Genomic DNA, 19,021 nt, shown 5'->3' on the forward strand with positions numbered 1-19,021 from the left:
TGATCTTTTCAACGTCCAACGGGGACATGGCGGTATAGCGCAGATCGTGCCATCTTCATTCATGGATACACATTATTCGGATGCCGTTTGCCTGTTCAGGGGATGACATCGTTTTAAGGATCACTGCATGACCCAACGACACGTAATCAATGCCTCGGTCAGCCCGAAAGGCAGCCTGGAAACCCTCTCTCAACGTGAAGTGCAACAACTGAGCGAAGCCGGATCCGGCAGCACCTACACCCTCTTCCGCCAGTGCGCCCTGGCCATCCTCAACACCGGCGCCCATGTCGATAACGCCAAGACCATTCTCGAAGCCTACAAGGATTTCGAAATCCGCATTCACCAACAGGATCGCGGCGTGCGCCTGGAGCTGTTGAACGCGCCGGCCGACGCGTTCGTCGACGGCGAAATGATCGCCAGCACCCGTGAAATGCTGTTCAGCGCCCTGCGCGACATCGTCTACACGGAAAACGAACTGGACAGCCAGCGCATCGACCTGAGCAATTCGCAAGGCATCAGCGACTACGTGTTCCACCTGCTGCGCAACGCGCGCACCTTGCGTCCGGGTGTCGAACCGAAGATTGTCGTGTGCTGGGGTGGTCATTCGATCAACACCGAAGAATACAAATACACCAAGAAGGTCGGCCATGAGCTGGGCCTGCGCAGCCTCGACATCTGCACCGGCTGCGGCCCGGGTGTGATGAAAGGCCCGATGAAAGGTGCGACCATCGCCCACGCCAAACAGCGCATTCACGGCGGCCGCTACCTCGGCCTGACCGAGCCAGGCATCATCGCCGCCGAAGCGCCGAACCCGATCGTCAACGAACTGGTGATCCTGCCGGACATCGAAAAACGTCTGGAAGCGTTCGTGCGGGTCGGCCACGGCATCATCATTTTCCCGGGCGGCGCCGGTACGGCTGAAGAGTTCCTCTACCTGCTGGGCATCCTGATGCACCCTGACAACAAGGGCCTGCCGTTCCCGGTGATCCTGACCGGGCCAAAAAATGCCGCGCCGTATCTCGAACAACTCGACGCGTTCGTTACCGCCACCCTCGGCGAAGCGGCTCGTCAGCATTACGAAATCATCATCGACGATCCGGCTGAAGTGGCGCGGCAGATGACGCAAGGCTTGAAAGCCGTGAAACAGTTCCGTCGCGAGCGCAACGACGCTTTCCATTTCAATTGGCTGCTGAAGATTGACGAAGGCTTCCAGCGCCCGTTCGATCCGACCCACGAAAACATGGCCAACCTGAAGTTGCATCTTGACCAGCCCGCGCATGAACTGGCGGCGAATTTGCGTCGCGCGTTCTCGGGAATCGTCGCCGGCAACGTCAAGGACAAGGGCATTCGTTTAATCGAAGAACACGGGCCGTACCAGATCCGCGGTGACGCGGCGATCATGCAACCGCTCGACGCCCTGCTCAAAGCCTTCGTCGCCCAGCACCGGATGAAACTGCCGGGTGGCGCGGCGTATGTGCCGTGTTATCAAGTAGTGGCGTAACTTTTAGGCCATCTCAAAATCATGTGTGGTGGCTGGCTTGCCAGCGATAGCGGCAGATCAGGCAGATAGGTGCTGACTGATCTACCGCCATCGCCAGCAGGCTGGCTCTCACAGGGGATCAGGTTGTGAGCAGGATTTTTCGCCACTCCGCTAAACCTGTGGGAGCCAGCCTGCTGGCGATGAGGCCCTGAAGAACAACTTCAACTCACCAACCGCGCAGCCAGTGCCTTGGCCTGCAACGCCACATCCGTCACCGCCGTACTCTCCCACCACATCCCGCGCAACGGCGGCCCCATGGCAAACAAACGCCTGGAGGCGTGCCCTTCGGCATCCAGCACTGCGCCATCTGCCGCCGCGGCAATCCCCAGCGCCAGCGGCCCCGGCTGCACCAGGCCGCGTGCCAGCAACTGCTGGGGCAATGGTCGCGCCACACGGCGCCAATCGTACTCAATGCCACTCGAATTGATCAGTGCGGCACCCGTTACCACGCAAGTTTGAGATTCTCCACGAAGGCGGATGCGAATCCCGACTCCGCCTTCCGGACTCGGTTCGAGCCCCTTGAACGCTGCCGCATCAATCGTCAGCCGCCCTGCCCCGTGCAATTGCTCAAGCAACTGCGCACTCAACGGCGGCGAACGGTGATGATGACTCTCCCACCATGGCCGCACATGGCGTACGAATTGTCGCCGCTGTACGTCGGTCGCCTGACTCCACAAGCGCGCGATGTGCACGCGAACCGTGTCCAGCGGTGCCTGCCAGTCGATACCTTGCGCCGTGGCTTCCCGGCACTGTCGACGCAGTTCGCGCAACAACTGCCGTGGCGTGCGCAGGCTTTGATCGGCACCCAGAAAATCTACCCAGGCCGGTGGCTGCCGACGCACATGCGGCAACAAGCCATGCCGGGAAAAGACCTTGATCGGCCCGCGATGCCCGGCCTGCTCCAGTGAAACCAGCGTATCGACCATGGTCAGGCCGGAGCCGATGATCAGCACGGTCGATTGCGGGTCGAGCAGGCGCATGGCGGCGACATCCCATGGGTCCAGCGCAGCGGCGTTGAGACCGCTGGAGGTTTTCTGCGGGGTTCGCGCGGCGGGGAACATGCCGGTCGCCAGCACCGCATAGGTTCCGCGCAGGTTTCGCCCGTCGCTCAAGGTCAGCTGTACCGAATCCGTAGCGGATACCAGGTCAGTGGCTTCGGCGCAGATGTGTTCGACGCTCGAGCCGTGTTGCGCGCCGATTGCGCGGGCTTCAGCCAGACGCTGCTGGACATAGACACCGAACAAGCCACGCGGCGGAAACAGTTCGCTGACCGGCACAGTCTGCTCGGCAGACTCCGGCCAGCCGCCGCCAGCGATGTGCTCGGTGAGCCATTGAGTCAGGTCATCAGGATTATCCGGGTCGACGCTCATGCGCGCGGCGTTACCGTTCAGCGTATGGCCCAGTTCCACGGCGCTGTAGGCCTCGCCCCGGCCGAGTTCGGCGCGCGGCTCGATAATCAGAATCTTGCGCTGCCCGGGCAGACGCAACAATTGCACCGCCAGCATCGTGCCGCTGAGGCCGCCGCCGATGATCAGGACGTCTGCGCTCAGGCTCATTCAAATCACCACATTACGGACGAATCGCGCTGCCACATCGCCGTCATTGCGATAGGAATGCGGCTGGTGGCTGGCAAACATGTAGAACTCTCCGGCATGGATGTGCTGCGGCTGATCGCCGAGCATCAGGGTCAGACATCCTTCAAATACGAAGATCTGCTCGCTCCAGCCCTCGGCATCGACCTGCGAGGGATAGACCTCACCGGGTTGCAGGCACCACTCCCACTGCTCGACCTCGCGTGTAGCGATGGCTTTCGACAGCAAGACTGCTTTGCTGCCGGGGATGCTGCCGGCCCATGCCACTTCATTGATGCGGCTGGGATCACGGGCATCCGGAGCCTGGATGAGATCACTGAATGCCACGTCGAGCGCTTCAGCGACGCGATCAAGCGTGGTCAGGCTGACATTCTTCTCGCCCGCCTCGATCGCCACCAGCATGCGCCGACTGACCCCGGACTTTTCCGCCAGTGCCGTCTGACTCAGGTCGGCGGCATGCCGCAAACGCCGGACATTCTGGCTGACGTGTTGCAGAACGGAAGCGCGTTGCGTGGAATCTTTGTGCACTATATTGCTCACTCGATGGGGTTGGGCAGTATACTGCGCAACGTTGGCCGCATTGTGCGGCCTCCTTTTTATGGTGCGCAAGACCATCATGTCATCGAACAGCTCCCCTAATCCTGTGCGTCTTTCCAGATTCAGCAAAGCCGAGTGCGTGCTCGTGCTGATTACGATGATCTGGGGCGGTACGTTCCTGCTGGTGCAGCATGCGATGACCGTCAGCGGCCCGATGTTCTTCGTCGGCCTGCGTTTTGCGGCAGCGGCGTTAATCGTTGCGCTGTTCTCCTGGCGTCATCTGCGTGAACTGACGGTGTTCGAACTCAAGGCCGGCGCGTTCATCGGCGTGGCGATCATGCTGGGTTACGGCTTGCAGACGGTGGGCCTGCAAACCATTCCAAGCAGTCAGTCAGCCTTTATCACGGCTTTATATGTTCCGTTTGTGCCGTTGTTGCAATGGCTTGTGCTGGGGCGGCGGCCGGGATTGATGTCAAGCCTCGGCATCATGCTGGCGTTTACCGGGTTGATGCTGTTGTCCGGCCCGTCCGGCGCTGCGCTGAATTTCAGCCCCGGCGAGATCGCGACGCTTATCAGTGCCATCGCCATTGCTGCCGAGATCATTCTGATCAGCACTTACGCCGGCCAGGTCGATGTGCGCCGAGTGACAGTGGTGCAACTGGCGACCACGTCGGTGCTGTCGTTCCTGCTGGTCGTGCCGACCGGTGAGCTGATTCCGGATTTTTCCTGGACATTGCTGGTCACCGCGCTGGGACTGGGCGCTGCAAGCGCGGCGATTCAAGTGGCGATGAACTGGGCGCAGAAAAGTGTATCGCCGACTCGGGCAACACTGATTTATGCCGGTGAGCCGGTGTGGGCCGGGATTGTCGGGCGGATCGCTGGCGAGCGGTTGCCGGCGATTGCGCTGGTGGGGGCGGCGCTGATTGTTGCGGCGGTGATTGTCAGTGAGTTGAAGACCAAGGGTAAGGTTGTCGAAGCAGAATCGGAGCTGGAGCGCGAAACACAAGGCTGATCCGAAACATCCAGCGTCCTGCCGATTGCTATCGCGAGCAGGCTTGCTCCCACAAGGGAATGTATTTCAATGTAGGAGCGAGCCTGCTCGCGAGAATGTCATCCGCCACAACATCGCGCTCCTGAAACAAGGCTAAACACTAAATTCCAGACTACTTTGTAGGATTCTGAGACATCCTGGCGTTTGGTGATCGGGGAGCTGGCACGTATGATGCTTCACAAACCTCCGCAGATTAGAAGCCTATGTCCCTGATAGTTCTACTGCTTCTGCCTTTCATAGGCAGCTGTCTGGCAGCAGTGCTGCCACACAATGCGCGCAATGCCGAATCCCTGCTGGCAGGTCTGGTCGCTTTGATCGGCACCGTCCAGGTTGCGATGCTGTACCCGCAAATCGCCCATGGCGGCGTGATCCGCGAAGAATTCATGTGGCTGCCCGGCCTCGGCCTGAATTTCATTCTGCGCATGGACGGCTTCGCCTGGCTGTTCTCGATGCTGGTGCTCGGCATCGGCACCCTCGTTTCCTTATATGCCCGTTATTACATGTCGCCGAATGACCCGGTGCCACGTTTCTTCGCATTTTTTCTGGCGTTCATGGGCGCCATGCTCGGGCTGGTGATTTCCGGCAACCTGATTCAAATGGTGTTTTTCTGGGAGCTGACCAGCCTGTTCTCGTTTCTGCTGATCGGCTATTGGCATCACCGTGCCGACGCCCGGCGCGGTGCCTACATGGCGTTGATGGTCACGGGGGCCGGCGGATTGTGCCTGCTGGCGGGGGTCATGATCCTCGGCCATGTGGTCGGCAGCTATGACCTCGACAAGGTCCTGGCCGCCGGCGACATGATTCGTGCACATGCCCTCTACCCCATCCTCTTGCCGCTGATTCTCATCGGCGCTCTCAGCAAAAGCGCGCAGTTCCCCTTCCACTTCTGGCTGCCCCACGCAATGGCGGCGCCCACACCGGTTTCGGCCTATCTGCACTCGGCGACCATGGTCAAGGCCGGGGTTTTCCTGCTTGCACGTTTGTGGCCGTCGCTATCGGGCAGCGAAGAATGGTTCTACATCGTCAGCGGTGCCGGCGCCTGCACGCTTTTACTCGGCGCGTATTGCGCAATGTTCCAGAACGATCTCAAGGGTCTGCTGGCCTATTCGACCATCAGCCATCTCGGCCTGATCACCTTGCTGCTGGGCCTTAACAGTCCGCTGGCAGCCGTGGCGGCGGTATTCCATATCCTCAACCACGCCACCTTCAAGGCCTCGCTGTTCATGGCCGCCGGCATCATCGATCATGAAAGCGGTACCCGCGATATCCGCAAACTCAGCGGTCTGTTCAAGCTGATCCCCTTCACCGCAACACTGGCGATGGTCGCCAGCGCCTCGATGGCTGGCGTGCCGTTGCTCAACGGTTTCCTGTCCAAGGAAATGTTCTTCGCCGAAACCGTGTTCATCAATGCCACGGCCTGGGTCGAAATCAGTCTGCCGATTGTCGCCACCATCGCCGGCATGTTCAGCGTCGCCTACTCGCTGCGGTTCACTGTCGATGTGTTCTTCGGCCCGACCGCCACCGACCTGCCGCACATCCCGCATGAACCGCCGCGCTGGATGCGCGCGCCGGTCGAGTTGCTGGTGTTCACTTGCCTGCTGGTGGGGATTTTTCCCGCGCAGATTGTCGGCCCGCTGCTCGCCGCTGCGGCGCTGCCCGTGGTCGGCGGCGAGTTGCCTGAATACAGCCTGGCGATCTGGCACGGCCTGAACGCGCCGATGATCATGAGCCTGATCGCCATGTCCGGCGGCATCGTCCTCTACTGGCTGCTGCGCAGGCAATTTCGACTGGGCCGTTTCAAATATCCGCCGCTGGTGGGTCGCTTCAATGGCAAGCGTCTGTTCGAGCGCAGTCTGGTGCTGATGATGCGTCTGGCCAGGCGCGTCGAACGTCGCCTCGGCACCAAGCGCCTGCAGATGCAGTTGTTTCTGGTGGTATTGGCGGCAGTGCTTGCCGGCCTGATCCCAATGCTGCACAGCAGCCTGAGCTGGGGCGACCGGCCGAAGATCCCCGGCTCGATCGTCTTCGTCACTCTATGGCTGCTGGCAATCGCCTGCGCTCTCGGCGCCGCCTGGCAAGCCAAGTATCACCGTCTCGCGGCACTGACCATGGTCAGCGTCTGCGGCTTGATGACCTGTGTGACCTTCGTCTGGTTCTCCGCACCGGATCTGGCGCTGACCCAACTCGCCGTCGAAGTGGTCACCACCGTGCTGATCCTGCTCGGTCTGCGCTGGCTGCCACGCCGCATCGAAGAAGTCTCGCCATTGCCGAGCAGCCTGCGCAAGGCGCGGATTCGTCGTCTGCGCGACTTGCTGCTGTCGATTACCGTCGGTGGCGGCATGGCGTTGCTGTCCTACGCCATGCTGACCCGGCAGACGCCCAACGACATTTCCTCCTTCTATCTCAGTCGCGCACTGCCCGAAGGCGGCGGCAGCAATGTGGTCAACGTGATGCTGGTGGATTTCCGCGGCTTCGATACGCTCGGCGAAATCACCGTGCTGGTCGCCGTGGCGTTGACCGTGTTCGCCCTCCTGCGCCGCTTTCGCCCACCGAAGGAAAGCCTGCAATTGCCAGCCCAGCAACGCCTGCTGGCACCGGATGTGGTCACCGATCTGGTCAACCCGCGCTCGGCCAGCGACACCGCACTCGGCTTCATGATGGTGCCGGCGGTACTGGTGCGTCTGCTGTTGCCAGTCGCGCTGGTAGTGTCGTTCTACCTGTTCATGCGCGGTCACAACCAGCCGGGCGGCGGTTTTGTCGCCGGTCTGGTGATGTCGGTGGCGTTCATCCTGCAATACATGGTGGCAGGGACGCAGTGGGTCGAGGCGCAAATGAGCCTGCGACCGCTGCGCTGGATGGGCACCGGGTTGCTGTTCGCTACCGCTACAGGGCTCGGAGCGATGCTGGTCGGTTATCCGTTCCTGACCACGCATACCTGGCACTTCGAACTGCCGGTGCTGGGCGATATCCACGTCGCCAGCGCACTGTTCTTCGACGTCGGTGTGTATGGCGTGGTGGTCGGTTCGACGCTGTTGATCCTGACCGCCCTCGCCCACCAATCGGTGCGCGGCCACAAGACCGCGTCGCTACCCAGGTCCGTCGCCAGCAAAGGAGCCGTCTGATGGAAGAAGTCATCGCAATCGCCATCGGCGTTCTTGCCGCGTCCGGGGTCTGGCTGATATTGCGGCCACGGACGTTCCAGGTGGTCATGGGCCTGTGCCTGCTGTCGTATGGGGTCAACCTGTTCATTTTCAGTATGGGCAGCCTGTTCATCGGCAAGGAGCCAGTGGTCAAGGACGGCGTCACCCAGGACTTGCTTCACTACACCGACCCGCTGCCGCAAGCGCTGGTCCTCACGGCGATTGTCATCAGCTTCGCCATGACTGCGCTGTTCCTCGTCGTGCTGCTCGCTTCACGCGGCCTGACCGGCACCGACCATGTAGACGGCCGGGAGCCCAAGGAATGATGGCGATGACGCACCTGATCGCCGCACCGATTCTGTTGCCGCTGCTCACGGCCGCGCTCATGTTGATGCTCGGCGAACGGCACCGGCCGCTGAAAGCGAAAATCAACCTGTTCTCCAGCCTGCTCGGCCTGTTCATTTCAGTGATGTTGCTGCAATGGACGCAGACCACCGGTGTGCCTGGTTCGATGGGCGTGTACTTGCCGGGCAACTGGCAGGCGCCCTTCGGTATTGTGCTGGTGATCGATCGACTGTCCGCGCTGATGCTGGTGCTGACCGGGATCATCGGCGTCAGCGCCCTGCTGTTCGCGATGGCACGCTGGGATGGCGCCGGGTCGAGCTTCCACGCACTGTTTCAGATTCAACTGATGGGGCTGTACGGCGCGTTCCTGACCGCGGACCTGTTCAACCTGTTCGTATTTTTTGAAGTCCTGCTCGCCGCGTCCTACGGCTTGCTGCTCCACGGCTCGGGCCGGGCGCGGGTGTCGTCGGGGTTGCACTACATCTCGATCAACCTGCTCGCCTCGTCGCTGTTTCTGATTGGCGCGGCGCTGATCTACGGCGTGACCGGCACCCTGAACATGGCTGATCTGGCGCTGAAGATTCCGCTGGTGTCGGAGGCCGACCGTGGCTTGCTGCACGCGGGCGCCGGCATTCTTGCGGTTGCGTTTCTGGCCAAGGCTGGCATGTGGCCGCTGAATTTCTGGCTGGTCCCGGCGTATTCCTCGGCCAGTGCGCCGGTGGCGGCGATGTTCGCGATCATGACCAAAGTCGGCGTCTACACCTTGTTGCGCCTGTGGACGCTGCTGTTCTCCGGGCAAGCCGGGGCTTCAGCATTTTTTGGCGGCGACTGGCTGATCTATGGCGGCATGGCAACCATGGGCATCGCAGCGTTGGCGATTCTCGCGGCGCAACGACTCGAGCGCATGGCCAGCCTGAGCATTCTGGTCTCGGCAGGGATTCTCCTGTCGGCGGTGGGTTTCGCTCAGCCGAACCTGATTGGCGGCGCGCTGTTCTATCTGGTCAGTTCGACCCTGGCATTGAGTGCGCTGTTCCTGCTGGCGGAGCTGATCGAGCGTTCGCGCTCGGCCAACGAAATCCCGCTGGAAGATGAAAGCGAATTGCTGCCGCGACCGCAGGAATCACTGCAACCGCCCAAAGGCATCAACCTCGACGACGAGCAAAAAGCCGTGGTCGGTCAAGTGATTCCATGGACCATGGCCTTCCTCGGCCTGAGCTTTATTGCCTGCGCACTGTTGATCATCGGCATGCCACCGCTGTCGGGGTTCATTGGCAAACTCAGCCTGATCGGTGCGCTGCTCAATCCGCTGGGACTGGGCAACGGCGGGCCAATCTCCAATGCCGCGTGGGCGCTGCTGGCCTTGCTGATTCTTACCGGGCTGGCTTCGTTGATGGCGTTTTCGCGCCTGGGCATCCAGCGTTTCTGGACGCCCGAAGAGCGCCCTTCGCCGCTGCTGCGCAAACTGGAATGCGCGCCGATCTTCCTGCTGCTGGGGCTGAGCATCGTGCTGACGTTCAAGGCTGAGCCGCTGTTGCGCTATACCCAGGCCACTGCCGAGGCGCTGCACAATCCTCAGCAATATGTCATGGCGGTGCTCGGCACCCGCGCCGTGCCCAGTCCGGAAGGCAAAGCTGCGCTGCTGGAGATGCAGCCATGAAACGATTGTTTCCGGCACCGTGGTTGTCTCTGGCACTTTGGGTTTTGTGGCTGACACTGAACCTGTCCATCAGCCCGGGCAACTTGCTGCTCGGCGCGGCGCTGGGTTTTGCGGCACCCCTGATGATGCGCAAACTGCGCCCCAAACGCGCACGCATTCGCCGCCCCGGCAGCATCGTGCGCCTGTTCTTTCTGGTCGGCCGCGACGTGGTGATGTCGAACCTGATCGTCGCCTGGGGCGTGCTCAACACCGGCCGCCGTGCCCCGCGCTCTTGCTTCGTCAAAGTGCCGCTTGATCTGCGCGACGCTCATGGTCTGGCGACGCTGGCGATGATCTGTACGGTGGTGCCCGGTACGGTGTGGTCGGAGCTGGCACTGGATCGCAGCGTTTTGCTGTTGCACGTCTGGGATCTGCAAGATGAGGCGCAATTCATCGAGCACTTCAAAAGCACCTACGAGCGACCGTTGATGGAGATTTTCGAATGAGCCCATTGCTGTCGAATGCAATTCTACTGACGCTGTTCCTGTTTTCGCTGGCCATGGTACTGACGCTGATTCGCCTGTTCAAAGGCCCTTCGGCGCAGGATCGCGTCCTGGCGCTGGATTACCTGTACATCGTCGCGATGTTGATGATGCTCACGCTGGGCATCCGTTATGCCAGTGACACTTACTTCGAAGCAGCGTTGCTGATCGCGCTGTTCGGCTTCGTCGGCTCGTTTGCCCTGGCGAAATTCCTGCTGCGTGGCGAGGTGATCGAATGACCGACGAACTGTCTCTATGGGTCGAAATCCCGGTGGCGATTCTGCTGGTGCTCAGCGGCGTGTTTGCACTGATTGGCGCCTTGGGTCTATTACGCATGAAGGATTATTTCCAGCGCATGCATCCGCCGGCACTGGCGTCGACACTGGGCGCCTGGTGCGTGGCGCTGGCCTCGATCATTTGTTTTTCGGCGCTGAAATCCACGGCGGTGGTGCACGCCTGGCTGATCCCTATCCTGCTGGCGATTACCGTACCGGTGACGACACTGCTGCTGGCGCGGGCGGCACTGTTCCGCAAGCGCATGGCCGGGGAAGATGTGCCGGCTGAGGTCAGTAGCCGGCGGACTGAAAGCGGTAGCTGAAGTCTTCTATCGCCTGAAATGTTGTTATCGCGAGCAGGCTCACTCCTACATGGGAACGCATTTCAAATGTAGGCGTGAACCTGCTCGCGAAAGCGATATTCCATTCATCTCAAACCCAAGCCACCGCCAACAACCCCGCCCCCAACACCGCACACAACGGCGAATACACCCAGGTATCCAGCCGGGCAAACCGCGAATCCTTCACGTCCTTGAAAAACCCCACCAGATTCGAATCGCCAATCGCCCGGGCGAACAGCAACAGGGCAATCGCGCTGATTACCCATTGCAATGCCTTGTGCTGCACCGCCGGCATACCCCAGCCGACACGCATACAGACCAGCACGGCAATCAGCAACAGAGCGGCGGCTACCAGCAAGGTGATCCAGCCCGACGGCTTGAACGCCGGCCGCACCGTTTCGACAAAACCGGCCACCGGCACTTGCGGCACCACCACGGCCGCCGCCCATTGCCCACCCAACGCCCAATACACATGCATCAGGCTGATCAATGCAAAAACGGTCACCAGCCATTGAGCCAACACAAAGGTCATGGTTGAAATCCTTGGAAAGGGATTTGAACAAACCATCCTAGTCGGATTTTTTTCCTGTGCACGACCGGTCGGCGGTACGCAGGGGAATGAGCCGGATTTTCAAAAACATCGCCAGCAGGCTGGCTCCCACATTGGGCATGCGTTCCCCGGTGGGAGCCAGACTGCTGGCGATGAACTCAGTTGCCGAGACTACTATTTCAGATCAGCCGAAACCTTCTCGGCCACATCCTTCGGTAACCACGCCTGCCACACATCAGGATGCGCCTTCATGAACGCCACCGCCGCCTCCCGTGGTGCGGTGTGTTTCTCGCTCATCTGCGCCAGCGCTTTGTTCAGCGGCTCGATCGGGAAGTCTACCTTGCTGAAGAATTCAGCGATCTGCGGATATTGCTTCTGGAACGGCGTAGACACGCCGATCGACAGCTTCGAGGCCAGCGAGCGGGTCGGTTTTGGATTGGGGTTGTCGGCGTCAGTCAGGGTCTTCCAGGCTTCGGCATCGAACGGGGGCTCTTCCAGCTGCACCAGTTTGTACTTGCCGAGCAGCGGGGTTGGCGACCAGTAATAAAACAATACGGGCTTGCCGCGACGGATCGACGAGCTGATCTCGGCATCCAGCGCGGCCCCCGAACCGCTGCGGAAATTGGTGAAATCGTTCTGCAGACCGTATGCCGTCAACTTCTGCTTGTTGACTACTTCTGACGTCCAGCCGATCGGGCTGTTCAGAAAGCGCCCCTTGCTGGGGTTTTCCGGGTCCTTGAACACGTCCTTGTACTTTTTCAGATCACTGACGCTACGCAAATCCGGAGCCATCGGTTTGATGCTCTTGGCCGGGTCGCCCTTGATCACGTATTCCGGCACCCACCAGCCTTCGGTGGCGCCTTTGACCGTATCGCCCAGACTGGCCACTTTGCCCTCGGCCTCGGCCTTGACCCACACCGGACTTCGCCCGGCCCACTCCTCGCCAATCACCTGAATGTCATTGTTGGCGAGTGCGGTTTCCAGCGTGATGGTGGTTCCAGGCAACGTGTCGGTCGGCAATCCATAGCCCTTCTCGACGATGACCCGCAGGACATCGGTGATCAGGCTGCCACTTTCCCAGTTGAGATCGGCGAAATGGATCGGCGCCTGCGCCGCCGAGACCGATTGCGCTGACGCCAGCAAACCGAAGGTGGCCACGCTGGCGGCCAGTAACCGTCGAAATCCGTTCATGCATTACACCTCGTGCTGTTCACAGCCATGGCCGTTGGCCTGAGAGAAGACCGCAAGCCGCTGAATACTCAGTCAACTCACTGTAGCCGAGGTTCCTGCTTTTTCCGGGACTGCACCACGACGAGGTCAGGTTTCAGACTTTTCCTGCAAGCTTTGCAGCTCGCGTCTGACCATCCCGGCGTATTCCGCGGGGCGCAAGGTATAGAGCTGCGCCGCCACCCAGTTGAGCCATGCGCCTTGCAGCTCGGTCTTTGCGGCGAACAACCGTCGGGCCTCTTCGCGTGCGGCTTCGAGGTATTCCAAATGGAAATCCGCGCGACTCACTCGCTGGCCTTGAAGGTCACGAGTTCACCCTTGCGCCACTTGGCCGCTTTGGCGGTGACGGCTTTGAGAGTCTTGGTCAGGCCTTCCTGCAACTGTTGATGAGCGGCGAACACGGTCACCACACTGTGACCTTCCTTGAACAGGATCGCATGGCCGTCAGCGGTCTCGACGAAGGCGTAATCGCCCAGGCCATACACCGTCAGTTTGATTTCACGGAAGCGGATATCCATCTTGCCGCCTTCACGGCTGGGCAAGACCGAGGCACTGAAATGATCGCCGACCTTTAGCTTGAGGCCGGGTTTGTCGTCGACGACCAAAGCACTTTCGGTGTCGATCTCGGCAACGTAAATGCCTTCGGCGTTTTGTTCGGTGATGTAAACAAAACGCGATTGGAAAAGTTTGACCAGCTTTGCGCGCAAATCACCCAACACGAACAAAGCATGCATATCGAGATTACTGACTGCCAAGGAAACATCCCCACATCTGAAAAACCGCACACGGAAAACGCGCACGGCAAAAAACGTCCAGGCCGATGAAGCTGCCAAAACTCAACTGAAATCCGATTCGAGCAGAGCGCTCGTTCAACGCGAGGTTGGTAAGACTACTGGATTGTCACCCGCAAGACTCGTCCCAAAGTCGCCACAGCCCGAAGGAAAAATCCTTACTGCTGGCGCAAGTAGAGTGACTACAAACCTTAGGGAAAATTCTCACGAAAAAAAGCACTTTTCCGACATATCGCTGGCGAAAAATTGCTTTAGATAAGCCCTGTCGTCAACAGGCACTGGCGATTCTAGAGCAGCGATGCTCATTCCGACTACCCGAATCGGCCGCTAATTCCCGGCCGACTGATGAAAAGGACTTCATATGTGCACTCTGACGCATTTCGCCGTATCGACTGACGCCCGAATCACCGCACCGCTGATCATGCAGGTGACCCATCTGACTGATCTGCCGACAACTTCTAACAACCAACAGCACCCGCGTTATCAAGTCGTCCCCGCCGGTAACGCGTTCTTTCATATAAAGGAAACATCCACCGGCCTTGTCAGAGGTTTCCGGGGCGATCACAACGAAGCCTGCGCCCTCGCCCGCGCCCTTGAAACACAAATCGAACTCCGCGCCAGCTGCCGCCTCTGATAAGGGGAATAAACGAACACGCCGCACCGGCACCGAACCAGGAGTAGACGATGGAACTGCCAACCGAGCTTAACCTGACCACCCTTTTTGACCAGCTGGGCTTGCCGTCGGACGTAGATTCAATCAACGATTTCGTCGAAGCACACCCGCTGGACCCGGACACCAAGCTTATTGATGCTGATTTCTGGTCGCCGCAACAGGCGCAATTACTCAAGGAATGGCTGCGTGCAGACGGCGAAGAAGCGCCGATTGTCGATGAGCTCAACGTGCGCCTGCACCGCGGCAAATAAGCCAATCAGTGCAAACGGTCGCCGGGCTCGAACTTGAGTTGATCGAGCCAGGCAGCCTTGCACGCCTCAGCCTCGTCGCGGCTGGCAAACGCCGTCCCACGCCGCTCACCGTTGAGCAATACCACCCAGCACACACAGCGCCCCATGGCGCGCAAACCGGCCGGCACGCCACTGCCGATCATCACCGCCACATCGATTCTGCATTGCATGCAGCCCTCCCAAAATCATTAGCAACCTAACAAGTTTGCAGATTAAGGGTTTCGGGCGAGCGGAAACAGCAACGCCCGTGCACAGATTCATTGCGCCAGCCGTAACAATCGCTCAGCGCGGACGCTCAGGCTTATACCCCAGACGCAGCCCGCCCCAATGCCGACCCTTGACCATGATCGGCACCGACAGATCGTGCATCAGCTCACCTGTGTCGCGCGTATACGTTTGCAGCAGCACCGGTTGTTGATGACTGCCACAACGAATTCCGGTGCGGTCGGCGAACTTGCGTTTGGTACGGTTATTGATGGCGTCGACCTGTGCATCGCCCGTCAGCGGCTGACTGAACTGCTGATTGTGCGTCGGCACATAACCTTGCGGCGTACAGGCGATGGCGAACACCAGCCCTTCGTGACGTGGCAACAACGGCTCCTGAATCGCCGGCAACACCTGATCGGTGTAGCGGTCGAAACGGCTGTGAAATTTTGCCGGTTGGGTATTCGGGATCGGCTGGTACTGGCGGTCGAACAGATCCTCCAGGCTGATCTTGCCCTGCTCGACATCCGCCTCGAAACGCGCGGCAATCTGGCTAGCGCCTTCACGCGCGAGATCGTAGACGCGCTGGTGATAGTCATCCAGCCCGACTTCGGCCAGACGCTCGCTGATGGTTTCCGCCTGCCCTTCCATCTGTACCGCTGCTTCAGCAAGTCGCCGAGTCTGTTGGTCGCTGATCGCCAGGTCGCTGCGCATCTGCTCGATCGCTATGAACAAGCTGTCGAGCTGCTCGCGATTGGTTTGCGCACCATGGGCGATTTCGCCAACCTGGCTTTCCACCCCGGCTGCCAGTCGGGCAATGTTTTCCAGATGCTCGCCAGTGTGCTCGACCTGCTCAACGCCGGTTTGAAGATCGCTGGAGAGCTGGCGGATCTGCTCAACCACCTGAGCCGTGCGCTGCTGAATATCGGCGACCATTTCGCCAACCTCGCCAGTCGCCGACGCCGTGCGCGCCGCCAGACCACGCACTTCATCGGCCACCACGGCAAACCCGCGACCGTGTTCACCGGCCCGCGCCGCCTCGATCGCCGCGTTCAACGCGAGCAGATTGGTCTGGCTGGCAATCGACTGGATCACCAGTGTGACGCGCTGAATGTCGTCGCTGCGCAGACTCAAGGCTTCGATCAGTTGCCTGCTGGCATTGGCGCGCTCACTGAGCTGATGCATGCGCGCAATCGAATCCACCAGCTCCGTGCGCCCCGCCGCGCTGCTGTGATGTGCCTGACTGGCGGCTTCCAGCGCTGCGCGGCTGAGCTGCGACGTGGCCTGTTCGGTGGCGATCATCACTTCGGCATTGCTGACGATCTGCGCCGCCGCGTCGAGTTGCGATTCGAGCTTGCTCGCCAGCTCTTTGACCGAAAACGCCACGCCAGCCGCCGACAGCGCGTTATGGCTGGTGGTGTAGGAAAGATCGCGAGTGAGTTCGGAAATTGCGCTACGGTTGTCGGCGGGCAGCGCAGCGGGGACAGCGCGGCTGCGCAGGCGCGGCAGCCAGACAATCAGCACCGCCAGCGGCAGAATGACGTACAGCGACCATTCGGCCAGAGTCATGCCGGTCAGCAATAGCATCAGGGCGATGCTTTGCAGGGTCGGTGCGATCCAGCGGTTTTTTGCTGATTGCACTGGTGCAGGCAGCGCTGCAACCAGAGATCCGTCTCTCGTCATATCATCACCCCACGCCTGTTCTCATTGTTGTGACTGCATTAAACGCCACTACAACGCCATTATCCATGGTCCGTTAGTCGTGAGGTCTGTGGCAGGTCAATGCAAACGCGGAGGAAATGTAGCAGGCGATAAAAAGCTTCGCGGGCAAGCCCGGCGCCTACCGGTTCGATTCGAACCTGATGGGGCGGACTTGCCCGCGATCACAGCGCCGGAAAAATCAGGCCTGACGCTGGTGCTTGTCGATCTGCTCGTGACGTTCCTGAGCTTCGATGCAGTACTTGGTGGTCGGACTGATCAGCAGGCGCTTCAGGCCGATAGGCTCGCCGCTGTCGTCGCACCAGCCGAAGCTGTCTTCCTTGATGCGCTCAAGGGCTTGTTCCAGTTGCGGCAGCATGCGCTGATCGCGATCGATCGCGTTGACCAGCCAGGTGCGCTCTTCTTCAACCGAAGCCGCGTCCGCCGGGTCAGCCGGGGTGTCCAGGCTTTCGATGGCGATACGGTTTTGCTCAATGCGCTCGTGGGTTTCGACTTTCATGTTCTGCAACAGCTCAGTGAAGAAAGCATGTTGCTCTGCATTCATGTAGTCATCTGCCGGCATCGCCAGCAACTTGTCCTTTGTCATTGATATCTCTATAAAAAAACGTGCATTAAGGCGAATTAGGGAGCGTTTCGGCGAGCCGTGTCCGGTCGTCGAAAAGGCATCGTTTATTGCAAACGCCACCCGGCACTCAATTTACGAAGGGGCGGCAGTCTAAGGCCCGATCGAGGCCTCAGCAACTGTAAATACTGGGAATTTGTCCGACAACGCCCGGAAACTGCTCTGACACAGGCTTCACACGGCCATCGGAGTGCGTTTATAGCAAGAAATTCAGTCGAGCGGCTGTATATAGAAGACAAACGGCTAACTACGCCGCGCTTGCCAATGATTTTTTCCGCGCGCGGTGCATCGTTTCAGCACAGCAGAGCGCGCCAAGCCCCACTACTATCAGGCGCAACCTGTGCTCAAACAGCCTGAAGGATGACGTATGCCCCGCCCCGATCTGCCGGCCACCGCCGAGGTTGCCCTCGCTAGCCCCCCGATCAACGCCGAGCGTTTGCTACACCTGATCACCGAGCAATACGACAGCCTGCCGCGCCAGCTCAGACGCATCGCCAGCTACATCAGCCAGCAGAGCGAGCGGATCATGGTCGACCGCATCAGTGACATCGCCCGCGAATGCGAAGTGCAGCCCTCCGCCATCGTACGCTTCTCGCAACGCTTCGGTTTCAGCGGCTTCAGCGAAATGCAGGCGTTGTTCCGCAGCGCCTACACGCACAAAGCTTCGCCCGCGCAAAACTACCAGCAACGCATCCGCAGCCTGATCGCCAGCCCCTCACGCAACGCCAGCGACGGCGACCTCGCCCGCGAATGCATCGACGCGACGCGCTCGGGCATCGAACGCCTCGGCCGCGAACTTGACGACGCAGCGTTCGCCACAGCCGTCGACCTCATCGTTAACGCTGACAACATTTATGTCGTCGGCGTCCGCCGCTCCTTCGCGGTGGCCGATTACCTCGTCTACAACCTGCAACACACGCAGAAACGCATTCATCTGGTGTCAGGGCTTGGCGGCAGCTATCGCGAGCAAATGCGCAGTGTGCGCGCCGATGATCTGGTCATCGCCATCAGCTTCGTCCCCTACGCCAAGGAAACCCAACACTGCCTGCGCTTCGCCCGCGAGCAACAGGCCAACACCCTGATCCTCACCGACAGCCACCTCTCGCCGCTGGTCAAACAGGCCAACAGCGTGCTGCTGGTCAACGAAGGCCGCGCCCTGGCCTTTCGCTCGTTGAGCGCGACGCTGTGTTTGTGTCAGGCGCTGTTTGTCGCAGTGGCGTATCGGTTGGGGCTGAATGTTGAAGAGATTCACGAGCAGGCCGGATTCGACGACTGACAATTGCCGCCACCTCGGCTAGGTTATGCCTACCCCACCGGTTCGACTTGAAGGAACGCGTCATGAAACTGATCGGCATGCTCGACTCCCCTTACGTGCGCCGCGTGGCGATCTCCGCCAAATGCCTGGGCATCGACCTGGAACACCAGTCGGTCTCGGTGTTCCGTCACTTCGAACAATTCCAGCAAATCAACCCGGTGGTCAAAGCCCCGACGCTGATCCTCGACAACGGCCTCGTGCTGATGGACTCAACGCTGATCCTCGACTACCTCGAAGCCAGTTCCGGCAAGACCCTGCTGCCGACCGAACTGAGCCAACGCGCCCACGCCCTGCGCCTGATCGGCCTCAGCCTCGCCGCCTGCGAAAAGGCCGTGCAGCTCTATTACGAACGCAACCTGCGCCCGGCCGACATCCAATACCAGCCGTGGGTCGAACGCGTCGAAGGCCAACTCGCCGCCGCCTTCACCGCCCTCGAACAGGAACTGGAAAAATGCGCCTTGCCCACCGACGGCGCCCTCCCCCAAGCCGGCATCAGCCTCGCCGTGGCCTGGAGTTTCACCAACCTTGTCGTCCCCGATCAAATCGACGCCAGCCGCTACCCGCACATCGCCCAATACACCGCGTACGCCGAAACCCTTGAAGCGTTCGTCAGCACGCCGATGACCTGAGC

General features: G+C 60.2%; 21 protein-coding genes. 12 read left to right on the top strand and 9 right to left on the bottom strand.

Translation table 11 applies throughout. The features are described from left to right. The first annotated feature begins 127 nt into the window (after positions 1-127). Positions 128-1,501 carry a nucleotide 5'-monophosphate nucleosidase PpnN gene (ppnN, locus tag V6F91_RS08775; protein WP_332763486.1) on the top strand — a complete coding sequence of 458 codons (1,374 nt, stop codon included), beginning with the start codon at positions 128-130 and terminating at the stop codon, positions 1,499-1,501. Positions 1,502-1,701: 200 nt separating this feature from the next. On the opposite strand, the gene V6F91_RS08780 is transcribed toward ppnN, so the two are convergent. Both V6F91_RS08780 and V6F91_RS08785 read right to left on the bottom strand, forming a co-directional pair. Next, positions 1,702-3,096 (bottom strand): FAD/NAD(P)-binding protein, encoded by a 1,395-nt coding sequence (locus V6F91_RS08780; protein ID WP_332763487.1) that lies wholly within the window; start codon positions 3,094-3,096, stop codon positions 1,702-1,704. After that, entirely contained in the window at positions 3,097-3,660 is a 564-nt protein-coding gene (locus V6F91_RS08785) for an XRE family transcriptional regulator (protein WP_332763488.1), read from the bottom strand. A gap of 70 nt (positions 3,661-3,730) precedes the next feature. Here V6F91_RS08785 and V6F91_RS08790 point away from each other — a divergent pair, with 70 nt between their 5' ends. From V6F91_RS08790 to V6F91_RS08820, 7 genes are all read left to right on the top strand, one after another. Beyond that, a complete protein-coding gene (locus tag V6F91_RS08790; RefSeq protein WP_423815322.1) occupies positions 3,731-4,681 on the top strand; it encodes a DMT family transporter in 951 nt (316 codons plus the stop codon). A gap of 242 nt (positions 4,682-4,923) precedes the next feature. Then, complete coding sequence (locus V6F91_RS08795; protein ID WP_332763490.1) at positions 4,924-7,842, top strand: monovalent cation/H+ antiporter subunit A; 2,919 nt, start codon at positions 4,924-4,926, stop codon at positions 7,840-7,842. Beyond that, a complete protein-coding gene (locus V6F91_RS08800; protein WP_332763491.1) occupies positions 7,842-8,186 on the top strand; it encodes a Na+/H+ antiporter subunit C in 345 nt (114 codons plus the stop codon). The genes V6F91_RS08795 and V6F91_RS08800 overlap by 1 nt, the downstream gene beginning before the upstream one ends. Further along, positions 8,183-9,862, top strand: coding sequence for a monovalent cation/H+ antiporter subunit D (locus V6F91_RS08805; protein ID WP_332763492.1), 1,680 nt, complete (start codon positions 8,183-8,185; stop codon positions 9,860-9,862). The genes V6F91_RS08800 and V6F91_RS08805 overlap by 4 nt, the downstream gene beginning before the upstream one ends. Further along, complete coding sequence (locus tag V6F91_RS08810; RefSeq protein WP_332763493.1) at positions 9,859-10,347, top strand: Na+/H+ antiporter subunit E; 489 nt, start codon at positions 9,859-9,861, stop codon at positions 10,345-10,347. The genes V6F91_RS08805 and V6F91_RS08810 overlap by 4 nt, the downstream gene beginning before the upstream one ends. Beyond that, positions 10,344-10,622: a K+/H+ antiporter subunit F gene (locus V6F91_RS08815; protein ID WP_090284207.1), complete on the top strand. Its 279-nt coding sequence runs from the start codon at positions 10,344-10,346 to the stop codon at positions 10,620-10,622. The genes V6F91_RS08810 and V6F91_RS08815 overlap by 4 nt, the downstream gene beginning before the upstream one ends. Continuing rightward, positions 10,619-10,981 (top strand): Na+/H+ antiporter subunit G, encoded by a 363-nt coding sequence (locus V6F91_RS08820; protein ID WP_332763494.1) that lies wholly within the window; start codon positions 10,619-10,621, stop codon positions 10,979-10,981. Before V6F91_RS08815 ends, V6F91_RS08820 begins: the two co-directional genes overlap by 4 nt. A 109-nt stretch (positions 10,982-11,090) precedes the next feature. Here the strand turns inward: V6F91_RS08820 and V6F91_RS08825 are convergent, their stop codons facing one another. From V6F91_RS08825 to V6F91_RS08840, 4 genes are all read right to left on the bottom strand, one after another. Continuing rightward, entirely contained in the window at positions 11,091-11,531 is a 441-nt protein-coding gene (locus V6F91_RS08825; RefSeq protein WP_332763495.1) for a DUF3995 domain-containing protein, read from the bottom strand. Between the two features lie 192 nt (positions 11,532-11,723). Next, the gene (locus V6F91_RS08830) at positions 11,724-12,740 is read right to left on the bottom strand and encodes an ABC transporter substrate-binding protein (protein ID WP_332763496.1); all 1,017 of its coding nucleotides are present in this window, start codon (positions 12,738-12,740) and stop codon (positions 11,724-11,726) included. A gap of 126 nt (positions 12,741-12,866) precedes the next feature. After that, complete coding sequence (locus V6F91_RS08835) at positions 12,867-13,064, bottom strand: hypothetical protein (protein WP_332763497.1); 198 nt, start codon at positions 13,062-13,064, stop codon at positions 12,867-12,869. Further along, positions 13,061-13,531 (bottom strand): hypothetical protein, encoded by a 471-nt coding sequence (locus V6F91_RS08840; RefSeq protein ID WP_038366424.1) that lies wholly within the window; start codon positions 13,529-13,531, stop codon positions 13,061-13,063. Before V6F91_RS08840 ends, V6F91_RS08835 begins: the two co-directional genes overlap by 4 nt. Before the next feature lie 457 nt (positions 13,532-13,988). Here V6F91_RS08840 and V6F91_RS08845 point away from each other — a divergent pair, with 457 nt between their 5' ends. Then, positions 13,989-14,201, top strand: coding sequence for a hypothetical protein (locus tag V6F91_RS08845; RefSeq protein WP_423815325.1), 213 nt, complete (start codon positions 13,989-13,991; stop codon positions 14,199-14,201). A gap of 50 nt (positions 14,202-14,251) precedes the next feature. Next, positions 14,252-14,491, top strand: a complete 240-nt coding sequence (locus V6F91_RS08850) for a DUF2789 family protein (RefSeq protein ID WP_332763499.1) — start codon at positions 14,252-14,254, stop codon at positions 14,489-14,491. 5 nt (positions 14,492-14,496) lie between these two features. Here V6F91_RS08850 and V6F91_RS08855 read toward each other — a convergent pair whose 3' ends face one another. From V6F91_RS08855 to V6F91_RS08865, 3 genes are all read right to left on the bottom strand, one after another. Then, positions 14,497-14,700 carry a hypothetical protein gene (locus tag V6F91_RS08855; protein ID WP_332763500.1) on the bottom strand — a complete coding sequence of 68 codons (204 nt, stop codon included), beginning with the start codon at positions 14,698-14,700 and terminating at the stop codon, positions 14,497-14,499. A 112-nt stretch (positions 14,701-14,812) separates the two neighbouring features. Next, positions 14,813-16,417 (bottom strand): methyl-accepting chemotaxis protein, encoded by a 1,605-nt coding sequence (locus tag V6F91_RS08860; protein ID WP_332763501.1) that lies wholly within the window; start codon positions 16,415-16,417, stop codon positions 14,813-14,815. Positions 16,418-16,634: 217 nt separating this feature from the next. Next, positions 16,635-17,039, bottom strand: a complete 405-nt coding sequence (locus tag V6F91_RS08865; protein WP_065260998.1) for a TraR/DksA family transcriptional regulator — start codon at positions 17,037-17,039, stop codon at positions 16,635-16,637. Positions 17,040-17,442: 403 nt separating this feature from the next. Here V6F91_RS08865 and V6F91_RS08870 point away from each other — a divergent pair, with 403 nt between their 5' ends. Together V6F91_RS08870 and V6F91_RS08875 are read left to right on the top strand one after the other, a co-directional pair. After that, entirely contained in the window at positions 17,443-18,351 is a 909-nt protein-coding gene (locus V6F91_RS08870) for a MurR/RpiR family transcriptional regulator (protein ID WP_332763502.1), read from the top strand. A gap of 62 nt (positions 18,352-18,413) precedes the next feature. After that, entirely contained in the window at positions 18,414-19,019 is a 606-nt protein-coding gene (locus V6F91_RS08875) for a glutathione S-transferase (RefSeq protein ID WP_332763503.1), read from the top strand. Positions 19,020-19,021 lie beyond the last annotated feature (2 nt).

This window comes from Pseudomonas koreensis, from assembly GCF_036668835.1.
GTDB classification, from domain to species: Bacteria; Pseudomonadota; Gammaproteobacteria; order Pseudomonadales; family Pseudomonadaceae; genus Aquipseudomonas; species Aquipseudomonas koreensis_I.